7 protein-coding genes are annotated in these 24417 nt (G+C 32.7%); all 7 read left to right on the forward strand.

The window, feature by feature from the left end:
• Positions 1 to 455: 455 nt before the first annotated feature.
• The 7 genes from E0E45_RS05155 to E0E45_RS05190 all read left to right on the forward strand — a co-directional run bounded on the left by E0E45_RS05155 (position 456) and on the right by E0E45_RS05190 (position 24416).
• Complete coding sequence (locus E0E45_RS05155; protein WP_130890186.1) at positions 456 to 752, forward strand: HU family DNA-binding protein; 297 nt, start codon at positions 456 to 458, stop codon at positions 750 to 752.
• A complete protein-coding gene (locus E0E45_RS05160) occupies positions 745 to 1068 on the forward strand; it encodes an HU family DNA-binding protein (RefSeq protein WP_130890187.1) in 324 nt (107 codons plus the stop codon). Before E0E45_RS05155 ends, E0E45_RS05160 begins: the two co-directional genes overlap by 8 nt.
• 431 nt (positions 1069 to 1499) lie before the next feature.
• A complete protein-coding gene (locus E0E45_RS05165) occupies positions 1500 to 2081 on the forward strand; it encodes a hypothetical protein (protein ID WP_130890188.1) in 582 nt (193 codons plus the stop codon).
• A 17-nt stretch (positions 2082 to 2098) separates the two neighbouring features.
• Entirely contained in the window at positions 2099 to 12379 is a 10281-nt protein-coding gene (locus E0E45_RS05170) for an autotransporter-associated N-terminal domain-containing protein (RefSeq protein ID WP_130890189.1), read from the forward strand.
• A gap of 600 nt (positions 12380 to 12979) precedes the next feature.
• Positions 12980 to 13561: a hypothetical protein gene (locus tag E0E45_RS05175; RefSeq protein WP_130890190.1), complete on the forward strand. Its 582-nt coding sequence runs from the start codon at positions 12980 to 12982 to the stop codon at positions 13559 to 13561.
• A 16-nt stretch (positions 13562 to 13577) separates the two neighbouring features.
• Positions 13578 to 23024 carry an autotransporter-associated N-terminal domain-containing protein gene (locus E0E45_RS05180; RefSeq protein ID WP_130890191.1) on the forward strand — a complete coding sequence of 3149 codons (9447 nt, stop codon included), beginning with the start codon at positions 13578 to 13580 and terminating at the stop codon, positions 23022 to 23024.
• Positions 23025 to 23834: 810 nt separating this feature from the next.
• The gene (locus E0E45_RS05190) at positions 23835 to 24416 is read left to right on the forward strand and encodes a hypothetical protein (RefSeq protein WP_130890192.1); all 582 of its coding nucleotides are present in this window, start codon (positions 23835 to 23837) and stop codon (positions 24414 to 24416) included.
• The last annotated feature ends 1 nt before the right edge of the window (position 24417 follow it).

A 24417-nucleotide genomic window follows, 5' to 3' on the forward strand; every position in this document is an offset into this window, starting at 1 on the left:
TTATAATATTCTGATAATTAGGTTTCATTATACTGTTTATAATTGCGAATTATTCAGAATTTGCAACTATAATAAAAAAATAAAAAAGTTCTCTTTTATACATAAAAGAGAACACTTACAAATTTTATAAAATAATATCTGTCTTTAATGCGGAACTTTATATTGCTAATATGTTAATTAATGATACCTTAAATTTAAAGAATTGTCAATATTTTGATTGCTCATAACACTCTTGAAATTTAAATAATAATATAGAATTCTCTTTTATGTATAAAAGAGAACTTTTCTAATGAATAAATGCAGATTTATTCTGCTGTAGTTCCCTAATTAGCCAAGCTTTTAAAGTATAAAAGCTATAAAAAATGATTGTAGCCAAAATAATGCAAAGGTATAGAAAAAAATAAAAAATAGTATAATTAAAGCATGAATTTTAATTGCTGGAAAGGAGGAATATTATGACAGAGAAGGAATTTATAAAGTTTTATAGAGAAAGAAATAATGTTAAAAATTCTAAAGAAATAAAAAATAAAATAAATCTATTCTGGAATGTACTTTTAAAAGCATTAGATGAAGATAAAAAAGTGTTGTTCAAAGGCTGGGGAACTTTTGAAAAGAAAGAGGTAAAATCAAGAAAAGTTATAATGCCAAATTTTGAAGAAGTATTTTATACAAAGCCTAAAGAGGTAATAAAATTTAGGATAGGATTAGGATTTGAAGATTTTATAAATAAAAATGGTGATGTAAATGAATAAAAAACAGTTTGCAAAGATATATAGAGAGATGAATTCAAAAGAGATTACTTTAAAAGAAGCAGAAAATGAAGTAAATAGATTTCTTGAAACGTTACAAGAAGCTTTGTTGAAAGATGGGGAAGTAAAATTTGTAGAAAAAGGAATATTTGAAATATTTTCAAGAAACCAAAGAGTAATATCTAATCCATCAACTAGAGAATTGATGACAATTTATCCTAAAAAGACAGTAAAATTTAGAATGTCTAAAAAATATTTAAATAATGGAGAGGCAGAGAAAAAAATTCTCTGTCTTTTTATTTCAATAACCTTTTCTTAAAATTTATATCAAGTTTCTTATAATTACTTTATTTAATTTTATTCTTTTTAATTTTTATTTTAGCAAAAATTATTTTATTTTTAAATAAAATATGGCAAGAATAATTAAAATAAAAAGTTATTAGATTTCTTTAATTATAAAAATTTCATTTATTATAAAAATAGTTGTATATCTTTTTAATTTAATGTTAACAATTAAAAGGTATGTAACTATTTTTTTTATTGTGTAAAAAGTAGTAAGTATGTTATAATCTTCTTAAATAATAGATAATGATAACAAATTATATTTACTAAAAATATTGTTATTTACTTTTATAAACCATATTTTTAGAATATTTGTTTGTCATTTTTATTAAAAAGGGGAGGAGATATTTTTATTTTCAAAAAATGTAATATTTTAAAAAGTAATTTATTCTTGAGGAGGAAAGAAATATGAAAAAAACACTGGGGTTATTTTTATTATTATCTTGTTTGGCAACAGCGCTTTATTCACAAGAAATAAGTGAAAAAGAGGGAAAAAAAGTTCTTGAACAGATAAGAAGAGAAATACAGGCAGAGGAAAAGGCAAAACAAAAAGCTATTGAAGATGCTGAAAAAGCAAAAGCAGAAGAGGAAAAAGCTAGAATAGCAGCAGAAAAAGCTGAAGAGAAAAAAGGAAAGAAAATATTAGAAGACATCAGAAGAGATATGAATGAATCTCTAGAAGAAAAAGTATTCAGAAGTGAAAATAATCCTGAAGCTAGAATAGCAGCAGCTGGAGCAGCTTTTGAAATAGGAAAAGAAAGAATGGCATTCTTAAAAATGGAAGAAGAAGAAATTATGAAACTTGAAGAAGCTTTGGGAATGGAACCTGATGAAAACAGAGTATTTTTAAGTCAAAAATTTGATAAAGTATATGATCAGTTTAATTCAAATAATAATGAGATTGAACTACTCTTACTTGAAAATGAGAAGCTTAATGAATACTTGAGCAGATTAGATAGAATGGAACAGAAAGTAAGAGCAGGAAATTAAATAGGGGGAAAGATTTTATGAGAAAGAACGACATTGAAAAATCTCTAAAGAGATTTTTGAAAAGAAAGGTCAGTTATTCTCTTTCGCTTTTGATAGCCTTCATGATAACAGGAGGAATATCTTTAGGTGCAGGAATAACAGCAGAGGAAATACAGGAAACTAAAAGCGATCTTTTAACTAGGATACAAACAGAACGAGAAGAAATAAAAAGAAAAATAGCAGAAAATGAAAGATTAATAAAAGAATATAATTCAGATTTTGTGGAACTTGTAAGAAAAGGAGATTTTTATTCAAAACCTCTATTCAACAGTACACAGGTATTTCTTTCATATCAATATTTAGATAGTGGAAAAATGAAAGACAGAACAGATAAAGAGTTTGCAGAAACTATAGATGCAATCAATAAACACTATGGAACAAGAAGTGGAAGAAGTCTGTTTAGATCTTCTGGAAACATTGGAAAAGATAAAATAATGGCTGGAAATGGAGTAGCTGTTGATAATGAGGTATTTAGAGAAGAGATAAATCTGGGAGCTAATATAATACCAGTAGAACCAATTTTACCAGAGGTTAACCCAGAAGTTTCGATAAATATTTCAGAACCTACTGTTAATTTAGGAGCATTACCTGGAACGGTAAATATTTCTCCAATTACAATATCAACAGTAACACCTCCAACAGTAGTACCACCATCAGCACCAGTGGGAATATTATTAACAGTAACAACACCAGATGCTGTAGATAAAATAGCAGTTTCAACTCCAGTGATAATACCAACAACAACACCAAGTGATAAAGAAATAACAGTAACTGCACCAACTGCACCTGGAGGATATGATCCAAGTTATATTTCAGTACCAGAAGCACCAAGCAGTCCAGTAATATCATTACCTAGTATGCCTTCAATAAATTTTGTTTCTATGTCTAATGGTAATGGAGCATATGTAGAAGTAGATGCAGTACCAGGAGGAGCAGGAAGCAGTGCAAGAATACAGAATGGAATAATTTCAGCAGTATCTGTAATAGATGGAACTTTTATGGTAAAAAGAGAGATTCTTACTCCTTATGGAATAACAACTGCTGGGGGATCTTATGGAACTGCTACTACTACAGCTAATAACTCATTTAGATACAGTTATAGTAATTATAAAGCCTATGCTTTTGCAAAAGTAGGGGCAATAGGAGTGGGAGCAAACTCAGCTGCTGGAAGTATAGTAAATGCTGGAACTGTTGGAGATAAATATGCTATTTCCTATGCTAATGCTTATGCTGACAGTGCTTCTGTGCAGAGAATAGTAGGAGGACAAGCTCTTACTTTTAACAATGGAAAATTTAGAGTTGCCAGAGAAAGTGATTCTTCTACTGTATATCTGGGAGAATTTCTTCACATGGATATACATGCTTCAATAGCTCATGGAACTATAAGAACACATCTAGTTAATACTGTGGATAAAATAGCATCAGATGGAGCTGGAGCTACAGCAGCTACAGCAGCTGTTCTGCCAGCATGGGATGATGTAATAGCAAACTATACAACAAATACAGCAAGAGCAATAGCATGGGTAAACAGTAATGATATAGCTTTGGAAGGTGGAAATCTAAATCTGACAAATATGTATCATCATACAAGTGCTTTAACAAGTGGAATAGTAATAAATACAGGAAAAATACAAATTAGACCATATAAAAGTGGAGGAACAATATATGATGGATATAACTCTGTTTTTGTAGTTTCCTCAGAACAGCAGGCTAATAAAGCTCAATATGTTATGTATAATAAGGGAGAAATAAATACTTCTACACAAAATACAGGAGTATTTACAATCAATAATGGTTGGTATAGAAGAGGTGGGGCAACAACTTATTGTAATTCTTCTGAAAATTTTGTAGTAAATAAAGGTGTCATTGAAATGACAGGAAAACATTCAATAGGTGTATATGGACAGTTTTTATCATGGAATGTTTCAGGAGCTAGCCGAGGTGTTCTGCAGATGGACTTTATGGATGGAACAGATAGAAAGCCTATACAGTTATATGGTGATGAAAGTATTGGATTGTATGTATTATCAGAATTTAATTCATCTAATATTACAGGAAACTTCCATGTAGACATTGGTGGAATAAATACTGGTAACAAAAGTATAAGTATAGATGAAAATGACACTAATGGTGGAGAATCAATAACTGACTACTGGAGTGGAAATACTTCTACAAATACTGTAGATGGAAGTGTAGGTATTTTGTCATATAGAGATATAAATCTTACTTCACATGGAATAGTTATACATGATAAAACTAATGGGAATATAGGAGTAGCTCCACAAAAAAAAGCTGCTTATACATGGTCATTTACTGGAGGAGGACAGACAAGCAACTGGGCTATAACAGCTGCAAATCCAAACTTGAATCTAGGATCTGGATATATAAAAATAAATGGTGGAACAAATAATATTGGTATATTTGCAAGAGAAGGAAATGTTACAACAACAGGAAGTGTTGATCTTACTGATGGAACTGGAAACTTAGCCATCTATGCGAAAGATTATACTGCTGGAGTAGGAAAAGTTACAACAACAGGAAATGTAGCAAATACAGTTATACTTTTTGCTGACAATGGAACAATAAATGTAACTAATAATGTAAAATTATTAGGACTAAAAGTAACAGGAGCAACAACAGGAAATCAAAATAATATCTTAGCAGCATATGCATCTAATACTGGAACGATAAGCATGAATAATTCTGGAATTATTGGAAGTTTAACATCTCCTGATATTGAAGTGACAGGAATGGAACTAGGGGATGCTTCTGGTCAATACAGAGGTCTTGCATTAATGGCTGACAATGGAGTTATCAATGGAAAAAATAATTATATAAAAGTAGTAAATGGAGCAGCAGGAGTAGCTTCAATAAACTCTGGAAATATAGATATTTCAGGATCAACTATTTATGTAAATAATGGTTATGCAGTATATTCAGATGGTACAGGTACTGTTAATTTAACAAATGGAAAGCTTGTATTAGATGGAAATTCTGTTGCTTTTGACTTGGATTTTAATTTAGCAAATCCTTTAACATTAACTGGATCAGAAATACATATAGTTTCTGATGATGTTACTGCTGTAAATTTAAAAAATGTATCAACAGCATTGTCAGTTAATAATTTAAAAAGCAGTATAATTACTGCTCTAGGTGGAGCTATCAATATAACTGATGATGGAATACATGATAAGTACAAGATAGCTGCAGTTGATGGTGGAACTTTGAATATTGATACTAATATAGACAAAGCTGATCCTGATCCAGACTCAAATGGATACTTTTATTATAAAAGATTTTTAGGACAAAGACTTAAATTAAATGTGACTGGAGGAATAGAAGTAAATGCAGCAATTAACAGTGCTGAAGCAACTGCATATTTCAAAGGGCAGGTAGTAGGACTTGAAATGAATTCCAGTTCATCAGCTTCTGGTGTCAGCGACACACAGATTAATCTAGCAACTGGTTCTAAAGTAATAGCAGACAGAACAGACAGTGGTGCTGGAGCTATCGGTTTATATATGAACTTTGGAGAAATTAAGCTTGATGCAGGTTCTAAAGTAGAAGTAGAAAAAGGAAGTAATGTTGTAAATAATGAGGCGGTAGGAGTATATGCTGTTAATGGAAGTAAAGTTGATAATGCTGGAACTATTGAAGTAGGAGGAAATAGATCTATTGGTATTTTAGGAATGGCATATAGAGAAGCTCCAATAGGAACTGTGATAGTAAATGAATTTGGAGCCAGTCTTACTGATCAGGGAAAAGTTAATATTATTAATGACAAAAATATAACACTTGATGGAATTGGAACAATAGGTATTTATGCACATAATAATAAGGCTTCTGGATTAAATACTGATGCTGTTGTAACAAATACAGTTAATGGAGTAATAACAGTTGGTTCTTCAGATAGCTCAAATGCTGCTGTAGGTATTTATGGAAAAAAAGCTACTATTTCAAATCTTGGAAAAATATCTGTAGGAGATGGGGGAGTAGCAATTTATGCAACAGAAGGAAGTAGAATAACAGACCTCGGAATTCTTGATTTAGGAGCAGATGGAGTAGGAGTTATGGCTGATGGTACTTCAGATATAAGTGCAACATCTGTTACTCTTACATCAAATAATGCTGGAATTCTTGGAAAAACTGGTATTTTCTATAAAGGAGATTTGGGAACAGAAAGCAAAACTATAGGTGTAGCTGTAAATGCTTCAGCTCTTGATAAAGGAACAGCTATATATGTAGAAAATATGAATATTACTTCTTCTGGAATTTTAAATATAGGTAAAGAAGGAGTAGGTATTTTTGTAAAAGGAAATTCGACTCAAACAGGAACAAATACAGGAACTATTGATCTTACATCTGGAAAAACAGGTGCAGTAGGTATGTATACTAAAACTGCTAATATTATTAATGATATAGCTGGAATTATTGAAGTAAGAGATTCTTCTCAAATAGGTATGTATGCAGAGGGAACTAATAACAAAGCTACAAATATAGGAGCAATTAAACTAAATGTAGATGGCTCTACAGGTATCTATGTAAAATCTGGTGCAATAGCTGAACTTAATACTGGAAATAACATAACATTTGCTGGTAAGTCAAGTGTTGGAGTTTTTGCAGAAAATGCAGCAGTAAATCTTAAAAGTAATTTGACTTTTTTAAATAATAATGAAAATAAAAATATTTATGTTTATGGGAAAGATGCAACAGTTGGAATAGATGCAGGTAAAACTGTAACAATAGATGGAATGGGAACTCCAACAACAGCAGGAAATAAAACTGTAGGAATTTATCTTGAAAATGCTGGTACTGGAAGTACATTTAATGGAGCAACAGGACAAGTTGTTGTTACAAATGAAGCAGTGGGTATTTATTCTAAAGGAAATAATACTTTAAATGTAAATGTAACAGCTGATGGAGTAAAAACAACAGGAGTATTTATTGAGGATGGATCAAGTATAACAGGAACTGTAACTGCCAGAGGTGCATCAGGAGCAGGTGCAGTAGGAGTATATGGAAGTAAAGGAGCTGTAACAATAGGTGCTGTAGGACTAACTCTTAAGACAGATACAGATAAAGGAACAGGAATGTATCTTGCTGATGGCGCTTATGCATCTGGAGGAAAAATCACTATAAATAATACAGCTGCAGTTGATAACATAGGAGTATACTATAGTAAGGGAACAGCTTCAGGAACTGTGACAAATGGCTCTGAAATTGAGCTTACAGGAAATAAAAGTATAGGAATATATGCAGCAGATGGAATAAATCTTGTAAATACTAAAAATATAAATTCAACTACTTCAAATAATATAGCTTCATATGTGGGAGGTAATTCAACACTTACTTCAAATGGAAATATAACTATGACTGGGACAGATAACATAGGGATATATACTGGAAAAGGAACTGGAGTAAATGCTGGAACTATTAACTTAACTGGAGCAGCAGGAACATCCTCAGCAGGAATGGCAGCTAAAACAGATGTTGCTGGAGACATAGCTACTGTGGAAAATAAAAATATAATCATTGTAGGAAATAATCTTGGAATGTATGTAGCAGGTGCTGGAACAAGTTCAGGAAAGAATACAGGAACAATAACAGCAACAACAGGAACAGGAGTATATGTAGATGGTGGAGGAAACAGCTTTGATGGAACTGGAGGAAGTATCACATCAAATGCAGTAGGAATCTATTTAAAAGATACAGATGCTAATAAAATAACTGCTGGAACTTTGAATATAGGTTCAGGAGGAGTAGGAGTATTTGGAGAGAATGCTAAGATAGATTTTGCAGTAAATGTAGCAGGAACAGGAGCAGTAGGAGTTGCAGCTAAAAATGGTTCAGTAATATCAGGAAATGTAACAACTGGACAGGATTCAGTAGGTGCATATCTTCTTGATAGCACAGTAACATTTAATGGTGCAAATATAACAACAGGAACAAATAATTCAGGAACATCAGTAGGAGTTCTATTTGATGCAGGTATAACTGGTACATACACTATGAACAATGTAAGTGTAAATGCTAAAAATGGAGTGGGAATATATCTAGGTGGAGTTGGAATGACTCTTAACCATAATGGAACTGTAACTACTGAAGGCGGAATAGGAATATATGTAAAAAATGGAACTACTTTGACAACAGGAACTTCAACATTAAATATAAGTAATGGTGGAACTGGAATATATGTAGAGCAGGGAACAGCAAACTTAGGTTTAAGTGGAAACTTAGCATTTAATTTTGGAACTGGTGGCGGAATAGGAATATACAATAATGGTGGAACTTTAAATATTGGAAGTAATATTACACTTAGTGGATCTGGATCACTTGCAGCAACAACTGATGGAAGCTTTATTTCATCAGGAAATATCACAGTAGGTGAAGGTGGAACTGGTCTTCTTGGGCAATACAGCAGTTCTTCTATAGCAGTACAGAGTATAACAAATAGTGGAATAATTACAGCAAGCAGTGGTGGAATAGGGTTAGCTGCAGTTAAAGCAGGAGCAGGAGTGCCAGGAGCTGCTATAACAGTAAATAACTTTAACACTATCACTATTTCTGGAAAATCATCTGGAACATCAGAACCATCAATAGGAATATATACTGATATAGCAGATGTAGTAAATACTGGAAACATCAATGTAGGAACAGATGGAATAGGGATATATTCTATTCATAATGGAGTTCTTACATCAGTCCAAAATGATAATATGAAAATGACAGGAACAGATGGAATAGGAGTATACCTTAAAGGTGCAACAAGTGGGCTTCTATCAAACAGTATAACTTCTACTGGTGGAACAGGAAATACAGGGGTAATTCTTGAAGATATAGGAACTATTGCAATAAATGCTGGAACAATTACACTTGGTGAAGCAGGAGTAGGAGTAGTTGCAACTGGAACAACAACTTCAACAATTACAGGATCAATTTCAGTAGGGGATTCTAATGCAATTAAAAGTGCTATAGGGATAGTAGCTGATAATGGAGCAAATATAACTCTTGCTGGAGCAACAACAATAACAGCAGGAAATGGTGGAATAGGAGTATATGCCGAAGGAGCTGGAACAACAATAACAGTTCCTAATGCAGCAAATATAAATGTTGGAGCCAATGGTGTATATATGTATTCCAATGGAGCTAATTTAAGTTTTGCAGGAAATATCACAGCAAATAATAAGATAGGATTAGTAGCAGATGGTGGAACTGTAACTAGTACTGGAGCAACAATAAATGTTCAGAATGGTGGATTAGGAGTATTTGTTAAAAATGCAGCTCCTGTATTTACAGGAACACCAATAAATGTTCAGGCAGGAAATTCATCACAATACTCAATAGGAGCTTATTATGATGAAGTATCTTCTATCGGAACTGCCCCAGTAATTACACAAACAGGAAGCTATACAATAGGAATGGTATTGAATGATTCAACAGGAACAACAGCTGGAGGAATTTCTATTGGAGGATCAGGTTCAATTAATCAAATAGGAGCTATGGCAAAGAAAGGCTCTAATCTTACAATAAATGGAAATGTTTTAGTTGATGGAAATGAAAATATTGGTGTATATGGAGAAGATAGTTTAATTAGAACAATAGGAAGTATAACTGTTTTAGATTCTTCAACATGTGTAAATAAATCAACATCATCAATAGGAGTTTCAATAAATGGAGGTTCATACATAGGAAATGGAAATCTTTCAGTAGGAAACTATAGTATAGGAGTCTTTGGAAAAGATATGACAGTGGGAAGTGTAATAACTCAAGGAACTGGAATAGAGATAATGACTGTTGGAAATAATGGTCTTGGAATCTATGGAGAAGGAACTGGTGGGACTATAACTGCTGATATGTCAAACATTACAGTAGGAACTGACAATGCAATAGGGGTATATGCAAAAGGAATGAACTCAGTAGTAACAGGAAACATGGGTATTGGTGCAAATACAAGTATAGGTATTGCAAGTGAAGGTAATGGAAATGTAGCATATACAGGAACTATGACAATAGCAAATAAAGCTTCTACAGCATCAGTAGGAATCTATAAAACAGATGGAACAGGAATAATTTCAACATCAGCAGGTAGCTGGTCAGTAGGAGAAAATGGATATGGAATCTACTTAAAACAGACAAAAGGACATTCAGCAACAATTACTAATAATGCTGATATGAATTTACAGATGGCAGCAGTAGGTATATTCTCATCTGGAGAAAACATAGTAAGTAATTCTGGAAATATAATAGTTGGATCTACAAATGTAAATGGAGATCATGCTAATTTGGAAAAACATGAAAATTCTATAGGAATATATCTAAATGGTGGAAGTACAGGAATAAATACTTCATCAGGAGTTATAACTATAAATCATGATCATTCAGTTGGAGTATATGTAGCAGGTTCAACAACATCATTTACAAATGAAGGAACTATCAATGTAGATAATGGTGGAATAGGGATACTGGTTCAAGATAAAGGAACTGCTGAAAATAAAGGAACTATTAATCTAGGAAACACTTTAGCAGCTTGTAAAAGCCCAACTGTAGGAATGGCAGCATATGGTGGTGCAAAAATAATCAACTCTCTTTCTGGAGTAATCAATGTAAATGAAGGAACAGGAATGTATGTAAATACAGGAGCTGAACTTATTAACAAAGGGACAATTAATGTACTCAATGGTATAGGAATAGAGGGGAATGGAAAAGTTACAAACAGTGGGCTTATAACAGTTACTGGAACTGGAACAGATAGAAGTACTTCTGGAGTAGGGGCAGCAAATGTTGGAGCAATAGAAATAGATTCAGCAGGAAATATAAAGATAAATGATAAATATGTATCTGTTGGAGGTACTTTAACTACTGATGGAATTCTGATAATAGATGGTGCTTATGTAGATGTTACAACAGGAATACCATTATTCAGTGCTTCAAGTGTAAGTGGAGAAGTTAATATTATGTCAAACTTTGCTACAACAGGAAATGGAATAACATATTTGATGAAAAACTTTGTAAATACAGCAGCTGGGACAGTCACTGGAAACAAGCTTGTTCCTGTAACATCACCTCTATTTGTAGCCAAAGTGACAAGCAATGGAGACCTTGCTATTGCCAAAAGGCCATATGCAGATATAGTAATTGGAGAACAATTTGATGCTCTGCATAAAGGTTTAGATAATATTCTTGAAAATAGTGGTGGAAATGGAAGAGATGCTGAAATTCTAAAGAAATTAAATGCTTACTTAAATGACTTCTCTGGTGAGGACTTTGAAAGAGAAGCTTCAAGAACTCTTGCTGAAACAAGAGGGGATATTTATGCAACTATTCAAAGCAGAATGCAGGATATCAATCAGGCCTTTGATAACTCTTTCTATGAACTTGAATCTTCATATAATCTGACTAAAGACAGCAGTAAATACAGTGTGATCTATACTGATGGAAAATATAGAGATTCTACATTAGGAATAGATGAATATGATTACAAGGTAATGGGACTTCTATATATGAAAGAAAAAGAAGGAGCAGAGTATGGAAGCAAATATGGATATACAATAGGATTTGCAGGATCGAAGTTTGACTTTGATGATGGTGGATCAAAAGAGGATGTGTACTCATTAAGAGTAGGAGCACACAGAGTTAAAAATCTAAGTGAGGAACATAAAGTATCATGGCTGTCAAGAATAGAGCTTGGATACAATAGACATATTGCCAAGAGAAAGCTTGAGTTGGATACGACTTATGAGAATAAAGGAGAATACAATACTTACTCTGTAGCACTGGATAACAGGCTTACAAAAGTTATCTATACAGACTTGTCTAGACAGTTGGATGTATATGCTGATTTAGATTTGGAATATGGAAAAGTAGATGACTTTAAAGAAAGCGCAGGAAGCAAAGGCGGACTTGAAGTACAGATTAAAGATAATGACTACTTAAGCGCACAGACTGGAGCAGGAGTGAAGGCATCCCAAAGAATCTATGCAGGAAATGACATCTCAGTAAAAGTAACAGCAGATGTGAAATATGCATATGAATTTGGAGATAACTATGATGGAAACAAAGCAAGACTTAAAAATGGAGAAGAGGGATATTACAGTCTGATAACTCCAGAAGAAAGAGAAGGAAAACTGACAGGAAAAGTTGGACTTACAATAGAAAAGGCTAACCACATGGGAGTAACATTTGAAGTGGAGGCAGCAGATGAAAATCATAAAAAAGATTCATCAATCAAATATGGAGTAAGATTCAATTACAAATTCTAATTAAACTAATTATTAAAATATTAGGCTGCTCTTATTCAGGGGCAGTCTATTATTATTTTAAGAAGTTTATTGAAAAAATAATTAGGAATAAAAAATCTAATGTAAAAAGTGTAAATGAGTTGAATTTCTTTACACTTTTTTATTTCAATGACCTCTTCTTAAAATTTATATCAAGTTTCTATAATTACTTTATTTAATTTTATTCTTTTTTTAATTTTTTATTTTAGCAAAAAATTATTTTATTTTTAAATAAAATATGGCAAGAATAATTAAAATAAAAAAGTTATTAGATTTCTTTAATTATAAAAAATTTCATTTATTATAAAAAATAGTTGTATATCTTTTTTAATTTAATGTTAACAATTAAAAGGTGTATAACTATTTTTTTATTGTGTGTAAAAAGTAAGTGTGTTATAATTTTCTTGAATAATAGATAATGATAACAAATTATATTTGCTAAAAATGCTATTATTAACTTTTATAAACCATATTTTTAGAATATTTGTTTGTCATTTTTATTAAAAAAGGGGGGATTTAATATTGGTTTTACAAAAATCATAATATTAAAATATGCAATTTAATCTTAAGGAGGAAAGAGATATGAAGAAAATAGTTGGGGTATTTCTTTGTTTATCTTGTTTGACAACAGCGCTTTATTCACAAGAAGTAAGTGAAAAAGAGGGGAGAAAAGTTCTTGAACAGATAAGAAGAGAAATACAGGCAGAGGAAAAGGCAAAACAAAAAGCTATTGAAGATGCTGAGAAAGCAAAAGCTGAAGAGGAAAAAGCCAGAATTGCTGCTGAAAAAGCTGAAGAAAAAAAAGGGAAAAAAATACTTGAAGATATCAGAAGAGATATGAATGAATCTCTGGAAGAAAAAGTATTTAGAAGTGAAAATAATTCTGAAGCCAGAATAGCAGCAGCTGGAGCAGCTTTTGAAATAGGTAAGGAAAGAATGGCTTTTCTGAAAATGGAAGAAGAGGAAATTATAAAACTAGAAGAGGTTTTGGGGATGGAACCTGATGAAAACAGAGTATTTTTGAGCCAGAAATTTGATGAGGTATATGATAAGTTTAATTCAAACAATAATGAGATTGAACTTCTTTTACTTGAAAATGAGAAGCTTAATGAATACTTGAGTAGATTAGATAGAATGGAACAGAAAGTAAGAGCAGGAAATTAAATAGGAGGAAGATTTTATGAGAAAAAATGACATTGAAAAATCTTTAAAGAGATTTTTGAAAAGAAAGGTCAGTTATTCTCTTTCGCTTTTGATAGCCTTCATGATAACAGGAGGAATATCTTTAGGTGCAGGAATAACAGCAGAGGAAATACAGGAAACTAAAAGCGATCTTTTAACTAGGATACAAACAGAACGAGAAGAAATAAAAAGAAAAATAGCAGAAAATGAAAGATTAATAAAAGAATATAATTCAGATTTTGTGGAACTTGTAAGAAAAGGAGATTTTTATTCAAAACCTCTATTCAACAGTACACAGGTATTTCTTTCATATCAATATTTAGATAGTGGAAAAATGAAAGATAGAACAGATAAAGAGTTTGCAGAAACTATAGATGCAATCAATAAGCATTATGGAACAAAGAGCGGAAGGAGTCTGCTTAGATCTTCTGGAAACATTGGAAAAGATAAAATAATGTCTGGAAATGGAGTAGCTGTAGATACTGAAGTATTTAGAGAGGAAATAGAAGTGGGGGCAAATATTGTTCCTATTGAACCAATACTTCCTGAAATAAATAAAACAATAAATGTAACTGTAGGAGTTCCTACAATTGGTGGAATTCCAAGTTTGACATCACCAACAGTAACAGCACCAACAGCACCAGGAGCAATTATTCCTCCAACGATTAGTGTAACAACACCTGGAGCAGTTGCTTCAATAAACGTAACAGCACCAAGTGTACCTACACCAACAGTGCCAGAGGATAAGACTATTGTTAAACCAACTGTAACAATTCCAAATGCAGTAGACCCAACAATGGTTGTAGCCCCAACAGCCCCAACAGCCCCTGTTATTGTTCCTATAACAGTAAATTCTTTTAGTATAACAACAGATGGTTCTGGTAACGGTGATGGATCTTGGTATTGGAATACTGGAGGTTCAAATGGAATTATTTCACAAGTAATTATGACTGCAGGTACATGGAATATAAATAATTTTACAAATAATACTATTAATTCAGGATATGATAGTGAAATTACAGGATATTCAGCCTATATGCCTTTTCAAAAAGATGGAATAACACAATATGCAGGAGCACCAATAACTAATCAAACCTATAGTGGAACTGGAATTGGTTCAGGTAAAATGGGAATTTACAGAATAGTAGGATCTCCTTATTCTTCTTTTGGAACTGGAACAACTATTAATATAAATTCAACTACAAGAAGTGGAACTGTAAATACTCTAAGACAGTTTATTCACTTTGATCCACATGGTGAAGAGGCTACATTAATATCAAATATCACTAATGCTACAACAGATGAAAAAGCAAAGGCGCAAGCTTATTATGACATAGCCAAAGCAAATAATGGAATGGCTGCTGGACATGAAAGAGCGATGTTTTTAACTTTAAAAGGAGATATTAATTTAACTGGAAATACAATAAATGTAGTTGGATTACAAGGACATTCATATGGAGATGCTTCTGCTCAAGGGTCTTCACAAGTATTTGTATTCAATACTGGTAATATAAAAATAAATGGTGAAAAAAATGCAATCTATGCTTATACAGCGGAAGGAGATGCTGCACATAGATATTTCACATTTTCAAATCATGCATTAGATGGACAAACAGGAAGCATGAAAATAGAAGGCACTTCAAGTAAAAATAATGCTATGGTTGTTTTTGACAGACAAAATACTGGAATTAATCATGTGCTAAGTTTTTTTAATGATGGTTTAATGGAAATAGAGGATGGAAGTCAAAATATAGGAGTATTTATAGGAACTGGAATTAATAAAGGTACAGTTGAATTAAATGCCCCAATTATAATAAGCGGTGGAACAAATAATGTGGCAGTATATCATGGAGCTCAAGGAGTAGGACCTACAAATCAGTTGGCACAACAATCAGTATTAAAGGCTGATATTACAGGTGGAACAAAAAATGTAGGTTATTTTACAGAATTTGCTCAAACTTTAAATGATGCTACTGGAACAAAGCCAAATCATGCTTTCACAATATCTGGAACAGCAAAAAATTCAATTGGTGTTTATTCAAAAGCTAATATAAATATAGGAACTGGATCTGTAGTATTAGCAGGAGGAACAAATAATGTAGGTTTATATACAGAAAGTGGAAGTATAATTTCTAAAGGTAGTATAGAATTTGGAACAGGAACTTCTGCTGGAAATGTTGGAGCATATGCAAAAAATGGGTATTCAATTACAGTTGATTCTGCTAAAACAACAGGAACTTCAACTAATGGAACATTGTTATATTCAGATGGAGGGACTATTAATGTAACTTCAGATGTGTCAGCAATAGGAATGCAGGTAACAGGAGCAGATACTTCTAATAAGAATAACTCTATGTTGGCTTTTTCAACTGGTGGAGGAACTATCAATTTATCAAATAATACACTTGGGTCATCTTTAGCACCAGATGTTGATGTTACAGGAATGGCTTTAAGTGATTCTTCTAGTATGTATAGAGGAATAGGATTAATGTCAGATGGTGGAACTATTAATGCTCTATCTCCTGTATATATAAAAGTTACAAATGGTGCTGCTGGAGTAGCCTCAATAAATACAAATGGAAACATAAATATAGCAGCAGGCTCAACAATAGAAGTAGATAATGGATATGCTGTATACAGTGATGGAACTGGAAAAATAAATATGCAAAATTCAACAATAATACTTGGTGGAAATGCTACAGCATTTGATATCTATAAATCAGGAGTAAATCCATTAACAGTAACAGGAACAACAGTAAAAGTAGTTTCTAATGATGTAATAGTTTTTAATGTTAAAAATATCACAGCACCACTAAATGTAAGTACATTAGAAGCTTCGATAAATCCAGGAGTAACAGTAACAAATGATGGAATTCATACTCAATATATAGAGGCAGCAGTGGATAAAGCTACAATAAATATAGATACTGTACTGAATAAAGCCGATACATCTGGGGCTTCATTCTACTTTTTTAATAGGTTTATAGCACAAAATACTATTTTAAATGTAAATCAAAATGTTACATCAGAACTTGCTACATCTCAAACTGCTAACTTTAAAGGACAGGTAATAGCTCTTGAAATGAATGCAAGTAAAAGTGCTGTATCAAATGCTACATCACAGATTAATATAGCTTCATCAGCAACAGTAAAAGCAGCCAGAACAGATACAGGAGCTGGAGCAGTTGGGGCATTTATTAACTATGGTCAAATAAATAATGATGGAACTATTGAAATACAGAAAGGATATACTTCTGTAAAAGGTGGAGCTGGTGTATTTGCAACAAATGGGTCAAAAGTGGATAATAAATCTGGAGCGATAATTGATGTTTATGGAGAGGAAGCACTGGGTATCTATGCGACAGCATGGAGAAAAACTTCTTTAGGAACTTTAGCTGGGGAAGAATTTGGAGCTGCAGCTTTAAATCAAGGAGAAACTTCAGTAGTAAATAATGGAAATATAACAACTAATGGAGATAATTCAGTAGGAATATATCTGGAAAATAACAGTAGAGATGCTAGTTTAGCTGGTGGAATGAACAGAGAGATATCAGCTGCAAATAATGAAACTATAACTGTTGGAAAAGATTCTATAGGTATATATGCTAGTGGAACTGGAACAGGATATGAAACTGAAACAAAAATAGGAAATACAGGAACAATAAAAGTAGGAGAAAATTCTACAGGAATATATGGAGAAAATGCTGTAACTGTAACAGATATTGGAAATCTTGAATTAGGAAAAGGAGCTACAGGTGTTGCTTTAAGTCCAGACTCAAAGTTGGATCTATCAGCAACTTTTGGAACAATAACAACAACAGGGGGAGATAGTGACAGAGTTATAATGGCAATTCATGGGGATACAAGTTCTCCATCAGCAACTTCAATAGTAATGCCTGGAGGGACATTAGATACTAGTTCAATAAGCAATATGACTTCATTGTATGTTCAAGGAGCAAATGGAGCTTCCACTGATACTGCTACTGTACTGAAAATAGGAGCAAGTGGAGTAGGAATTTATGTAAATAATGGAAGTGCATCTAATGATGGAAAAATAGAAATGACATCTGGAAAAACAAATGCTGTTGGAATGTACACTAAAAAAGGGACAGTTACTAATACTAATACTGGAACTATTGAAGTAGGAGATTCTACTCAATTAGGAATGGTAGGAGTAAGTACTGATGCTATTTTAACAAATACAGGAATAATTGACTTAAAAGGAACTGGAGCAGCAGGAATAGTTGTACAAAATGGTGCAACAATTACAGACAGTGGAGCTTCAAATATAGCTTTCAGTTCAACAAAATCTTTTGGTATAGCAGCAGATAATGCAAATGTTGTACTAAATGGAGGAAATGTATCAATTGCCAATACAGGAGAAAATATCTATGTTTATGCTAAAAATAATTCAAATACAACAATAAATGGAGCATTAACAATAGATGGAATAGCAGCTAATCCTACAAAAAAATCTGTAGGAATCTACTTAGATGGAATTAATACTTTAATTAATAATTCAACTTTAACAGCAGTAAATGGTTCAATAGGTGTATATGCAAATGGAGCTAATTCTCTGACAAATGGAATATACAATTCTACTGGGGACAATACAGTAGGAATCTATTTCACAAATGGAGGAACTTTAGCTAATACTACAGTAAATTCAGGATCTTCATCTGGAAATTCAGTAGGAGTATATGCTGCAGGTGGACAAGTAAATATATCTGGAGGCCTTACTTTAAATATAGGAACAAGTGGTAATACTGGTACAGGAATGTATTTTGCTAATGGAGCATCAGCGACTGGAGATACAATTACAGTTACTAATGGTTCTGCAACTTCATCTAACATAGGACTATACTACACAGGAACAGGCAGTACAACTCATGGAGCTAACTTAATATTAGCTGGAGCAAATAGAGAAGTAGGAATTTTTGCAGATGGAGGCTTAAATTTAACAAATACCAGCAATATAACAGATAATACAGCTACTGGTTCTGTTGGTGTTCTAGTAGGCGGGGGTTCAACATATATAGGAACAGGAGTATTCACAGCAAATACAGCTGGAACTGCAATTGGATACTTTGTAAATAATGGAACTGCTGAAAATGGAAATAGTATAGATATTACTGGTGCTGGAGCAGCTTCAGTTGGAATGGTAGCTTCTGCTTTATCAGGAACAGCAACAGTTACAAATACTGGAAATATAAATACTTCAAGTAATGTAGGAATGGCTGTTTTGACAGGAACAGGAACAAGTGCAGGAATAAATACAGGAACTATAAATGTAACAACAGGAACTGGAGTATATGTAGAAGGAGCAAATGCAGGATTTAATGGAGCTGGAGGAACAATAAATCTGACAGGGGCAGGAACTGGTATTGTCCTTGATAATACAGGAGCTGGAAAAGTAACAAATGCAGGAACTATAACTCTTGCTGTTAATTCAGTAGGGATATATGGAGATAATGCTAAAATAGATTTTCCTGTTACTATTAATGGAACATCAGGAACTGGTATATATGCAGAAAATGGTTCAGTAGTATCTGGAACTATAAATGCTGGAAATTCAAAAGATACAGTTGCGGTCTATCTAGCAGATAGCACAGCTAGCGTAAATGGAGCAGTAATCACAGCTGGAGGAGTTACAAGTACATCATCTATTGGACTATATCTTGGAGGAACAGGACTTACTCATACAGTAGGAAATTCTACAATAAATGCTCCTACATCAGGAACTATAGGAATCCTTACAGACAATGGAAATACAATGAACTATTCTGCAACTACAAATGTAGGAAATGGTGCAATAGGAATGTATTTAAAAGGAGCAGGAACTACACTTAATGCCAATGCAGGAACTATAAACATAACAGGAACTGGAATAGGAGTATTGGTAGATACAGGAGCAACAGCAAATCTAGGAACAACTGGAACTCTTACAGTAAACTTTAATGGTGGAGGAGGAATACTTTCATTTAACAATGGAGGTACAGTAAATCTTGGAGCTAATATAACTATTGGAAGTGGAACAGGAACATTAGCTGCTACAAAAGATGGAAACCTTTCTAACTCAGGAACTATCACAATAGGAAATGGTTCAGCTGGACTTCTTGGAGTATATAGTGCTGGAGGACCATATACTGTATCAAATACTTCAACAGGGGTTATAAATGTACAGGCTGGAGGACTTGGACTGGTAGCTACAGGAACAGGAGCTGCAGTAACTGTGAAAAATGATAATATCATAAATGTAACTGGACAAGATGCAGTAGGTATGTATGCTGATGTTGGAAACATTGATAATGCTTTAGGAACAATAAATGTAACTAATAGTGGTATAGGAATGTATCTGGTAGGTTCAGGAAGTATTTTAAATTTTGGAACATTAAATGTTACAAAGGGTGTTGGATATGTAGTTAATGGAGCAACATTGGGAGGAGCAACTGGGACAGTAACTCTTCATGCAGGAGATGCAAATAATTACTCTATTGGAGGATATTATTTAAATACTTCTGGAATTATAAATCTTCCAGCAATAACAGATGCTGATTATTCAATTAAGGCAGCTATCTATGGTGGGACAAATACAGTAACTGGAGCAGTAACAGCAAGTGGCGGACAAAATAAAATAGGAATATTTGCTTCAAATTCCACTACAACATTAGGAACAGTAACTGCAGGAGGAAAAGGAAACATTGGAGTATATGGAACAAATAGTAATTTAGATATAAGTGGAATAGCTGTAACTAATTCAACTCTTACTGCTGCAGAAGATATGTCTGTAGGAGTAGTATTAAGTGGTGGAAGCTTTAATGGAAGTGGAAATGTTTCTGTTGGAGATAATGGAATCGGACTATATGCAACTGGTATTCAAGGTGGAAATAATATAATACATAATGGAGGAACTCTTCATGTTGGAAACTCATCACTTGGATTCTATGGTGAAGGAGTTGGAGCAGGAACTAAGAACTTAACTGTAAATACTACAGGAATAACTATTGGAACAATGAATGCAGTAGGAGTCTATGTTAAAGATATGAATACTGATGTAACAGGAAATATGACTATAGGAAAAGGATCAAGTGTAGGAATAGCAAGTATAGGAAATGGAAATATAGACTATACAGGATCTATAACTATTAATGATAAAGCAGACAAAGCAGCATCAGTAGGAATCTATAAAAAGGAAGGAACAGGAATTATAGATACTTCAGCAGGAAACTGGACAGTTGGAGCTGGAGGTTATGGAATCTATGTACAACAGGCAAAAGTAACCAAAGATGCATCAGGAAATGAAATATCAACTATGACTTCTAACTCTGCTGTAATTAATAATAGTGCAGATATGACATTAGGAATGTCATCAGTAGGGATATTCTCTAATGGAGCTAATACAGTTAATAATTCTGGGGATATAACTGTAGGAGAAACTTTTGTTCCTGGAGGAAATCACTCTGATGTAACAGAACATCTGAACTCAGTTGGAATCTATGGAGCAGGGGAAACTAAGATTTACAATGCAGCAGGAGCTACAATAAAAGTTCATGAAGATCATTCAGTTGGAGTGTATGTTGATGGAACCAACACTAGATTTGAGAACCATGGAATAATTGATATAGACAATGGTGGAGTTGGAGTTATTGTAAGAAATGGAGCAATAGCAGTAAATGAAATTGGAGGAGTTATTACATTAGGGGCAAATGCAGCTGCATGTGGAGCTGTTAATGTAGGAATGTCTGCATCTGGTTCTGGAAGTACAATAGAGAACAGAGGAATAATAACAATAAATTCTGGAGTAGGAATGACTATTGAAAATCAGGCAATTCTAAGAAATACAGGAACAATAAATGTTAATAATGGAGTAGGAATAACAGGAAGTGGAACAATAGAAAATAGAGGAACAATGAATGTAGCTCCAGGAGCAGTAGGTGAAGGAGCAGGAGGATTAGCTACAGCTAATGTTGGAGCTGTTACAATTACACCAGATGGGACTATTAAAATCAATGGAAACTATACTTCTATAGGAGGAACTCTTTCTACTGCAGGAAATATAATAGTAGATGGAGCATATGTTGATGTAACAACTGGAACACCTCTATTTAATGCAAACAGTGTAAGTGGAGAAGTAAGACTGCTTCCAAATTTTGCATCAACAGGAAATGGTATTTCTTATGAGATAGATGGTTTTGTAAATACAGCAATGGGAACAATTACTGGAACAAAACTTACTCCTGTAACATCACCTCTATTTATTGCAAAAGTAACAGATAAGGGAAGTCTTGTTATTGCTAAAAGACCATACGCAGATTTAGTAATAGGAGAACAGTTTGATGCTTTACATAAAGGATTGGACAACATACTTAAAAATAGTGGTGGAAATGGAAGAGATGCTGATATTCTAAAAGGATTAAATGAATATCTGGAAGGACTTCCAGCAGATCAATTTGAAAGAGAAACATCGTTAAAACTGGCTGAAACAAGAGGGGATATCTACGCAACTATTCAAGGCAGAATGCAGGATATCAATCAGGCCTTTGATAACTCTTTCTATGAACTTGAATCTTCATATAATCTGACTAAAGACAGCAGTAAATACAGTGTGATCTATACTGATGGAAAATATAGAGATTCTACATTAGGAATAGATGACTATGACTATAAAGTAATGGGACTTCTATATATGAAAGAGAAAGAAGGAACAGAGTATGGAAGCAAATATGGATATACAATAGGATTTGCAGGATCGAAGTTTGACTTTGATGATGGTGGATCAAAAGAGGATGTGTACTCATTAAGAGTAGGAGCACACAGAGTTAAAAATCTAAGTGAGGAACATAAAGTATCATGGCTGTCAAGAATAGAGCTTGGATACAATAGACATATTGCTAAGAGAAAACTTAACCTTCATGAAACATTTGAAAATAAGGGAGAGTATAATACATACTCTGTAGCACTTGATAACAGACTTACAAAAGTAATCTATACAGACTTGTCTAGACAGCTGGATGTATATGCTGATTTAGACTTGGAATATGGAAAAATAGATGACTTTAAAGAAAGTGCTGGAAGCAAAGGCGGACTTGAAGTGCAGATTAAAGATAATGACTACTTAAGCGCACAGGCAGGGGCAGGAGTGAAGGCATCCCAAAGAATCTATGCAGGAAATGACATCTCAGTAAAAGTAACAGCAGATGTGAAATATGCATATGAATTTGGAGATAACTATGATGGAAACAAAGCAAGACTTAAAAATGGAGAAGAAGGATATTACAGTCTGATAACTCCAGAAGAAAGAGAAGGAAAATTAAGTGGAAAAATTGGACTTACAATAGAAAAGGCTAACCACATGGGAGTAACATTTGAAGTGGAAGCAGCAGATGAAAATCATAAAAAAGATTCATCAATCAAATATGGAGTAAGATTCAATTACAAATTCTAATTAAACTAATTATTAAAATATTAGACTGCTCTTGAAATAGGGGCAGTCTAATCATATATAAAGGATCAGAGTAAAAAGAAGAAAAAAAGCCATTCTTTAGGAAGTGGAATAAAAAATTACTGTGCTCTTAAGTACTGTTTTACTGAAAAAGAATATTTTTTAATTCAAGAAAGTTAAAAAAAGCTAAAGGATGAATATGGATCAAATAATAAAATATTAATTAATCTTTTTAAAAGATATAGAAAAACTTTAGAAGATAAAAATGATAAGAACAAAATATATAGTGAAAAAATATCAAATAAAAAATATATAAAAATAGAAAAAGTCTAAAAAATAAGTTTTTTTAGGGATGATTAAAATATGTTGTTAAAAAATAAAAAATGTTAAATATTAAAGGTGTAAATAGATTGATTTATTTACACTTTTTTTATTTGCCTCTTTAATCTTAAGTATTCTACTTCAATAATCTCTTTCTAAAATTTATATCAGATTTTTTTTAAAATATTCTATATAATACTTTTCTTTTGCATTGCTCTTTTAATTATAGATACTACCTTTTCACTGAATACTAATAACTATAATTTATATATTTCTTTTTTAATTGTATGTAAAAAAATATTGTGATATAATTAATTTATTAAAGCTATTATGTAAACTAATTTAATTATCAAAAATAAAAACTTACATATTCTAAAAACCATATTTTTAGAATTTTTGTTTGTCATTTTTATGAAAAGGGGGAATTTTATATTATTTTTTAATTAAGCTAAAACATCTTGAAAGTAATTTAATTTTAAGGAGGAAAGAGATATGAAAAAAGTAATTACTATGTTTCTTTTTCTATCTTGTTTGACAACAGCGCTTTATTCACAAGAAATAAGTGAAAAAGAGGGAAAAAAAGTTCTTGAACAGATAAGAAGAGAAATACAGGCAGAGGAAAAGGCAAAACAAAAAGCTATTGAAGATGCTGAAAAAGTAAAAGCAGAAGAGGAAAAAGCTAGAATAGCAGCAGAAAAAGCTGAAGAGAAAAAAGGAAAGAAAATATTAGAAGACATCAGAAGAGATATGAATGAATCTCTAGAAGAAAAAGTATTCAGAAGTGAAAATAATCCTGAAGCTAGAATAGCAGCAGCTGGAGCAGCTTTTGAAATAGGAAAAGAAAGAATGGCATTCTTAAAAATGGAAGAAGAAGAAATTATGAAACTTGAAGAAGTTTTGGGGATGGAACCTGATGAAAACAGAGTATTTTTAAGTCAAAAATTTGATAAAGTATATGATCAGTTTAATTCAAATAATAATGAGATTGAACTACTTTTACTTGAAAATGAGAAGCTTAATGAATACTTGAGCAGATTAGATAGAATGGAACAGAAAGTAAGAGCAGGAAATTAAA

The sequence above is a fragment of the Fusobacterium ulcerans ATCC 49185 genome (assembly GCF_900683735.1).
Taxonomy (GTDB): domain Bacteria; phylum Fusobacteriota; class Fusobacteriia; order Fusobacteriales; family Fusobacteriaceae; genus Fusobacterium_A; species Fusobacterium_A ulcerans_A.

What these genes read in the sequence shown, in the direction of transcription:
- E0E45_RS05170 (WP_130890189.1), top strand. Translation starts at nt 2,099, where the DNA reads ATGAGAAAGAACGACATTGAAAAATCTCTAAAGAGATTTTTGAAAAGA.
- E0E45_RS05190 (WP_130890192.1), top strand. Translation starts at nt 23,835, where the DNA reads ATGAAAAAAGTAATTACTATGTTTCTTTTTCTATCTTGTTTGACAACA.
- E0E45_RS05155 (WP_130890186.1), top strand. Translation starts at nt 456, where the DNA reads ATGACAGAGAAGGAATTTATAAAGTTTTATAGAGAAAGAAATAATGTT.
- E0E45_RS05165 (WP_130890188.1), top strand. Translation starts at nt 1,500, where the DNA reads ATGAAAAAAACACTGGGGTTATTTTTATTATTATCTTGTTTGGCAACA.
- E0E45_RS05180 (WP_130890191.1), top strand. Translation starts at nt 13,578, where the DNA reads ATGAGAAAAAATGACATTGAAAAATCTTTAAAGAGATTTTTGAAAAGA.
- E0E45_RS05160 (WP_130890187.1), top strand. Translation starts at nt 745, where the DNA reads ATGAATAAAAAACAGTTTGCAAAGATATATAGAGAGATGAATTCAAAA.
- E0E45_RS05175 (WP_130890190.1), top strand. Translation starts at nt 12,980, where the DNA reads ATGAAGAAAATAGTTGGGGTATTTCTTTGTTTATCTTGTTTGACAACA.